The sequence below is a fragment of the Mesobacillus sp. MER 48 genome, from assembly GCF_023714225.1.
In the GTDB taxonomy this organism is placed as follows: domain Bacteria; phylum Bacillota; class Bacilli; order Bacillales; family Cytobacillaceae; genus Mesobacillus; species Mesobacillus oceanisediminis_A.
This window is the reverse complement of the sequence record NZ_JAMAUR010000053.1, coordinates 1-255: the sequence shown is the minus strand read 5'-3', so window position 1 is coordinate 255 and position 255 is coordinate 1. Positions and strand designations below refer to the sequence as shown.

General features: G+C 51.8%; 1 rRNA gene. It reads left to right on the top strand.

The annotated features are described in order from the left end of the window. A 23S ribosomal RNA gene (locus M3593_RS24410) occupies positions 1 to 255 on the top strand; the annotation flags it as partial.

Below are 255 nucleotides of genomic sequence, written 5' to 3'. Positions count from 1 at the left end.
GTCTAAGCAGTTAGGCTGCAAGTGAGGCAAATCCCGCTTGCGTGAAGGCTGAGCTGTGACAGCGAGGGAAATATAGTACCTAAGTTCCTGATTCCACACTGCCAAGAAAAGCCTCTAGCGAGATAAAAGGTGCCCGTACCGCAAACCGACACAGGTAGGCGAGGAGAGAATCCTAAGGTGAGCGAGAGAACTCTCGTTAAGGAACTCGGCAAAATGACCCCGTAACTTCGGGAGAAGGGGTGCTCATTTGGGTGA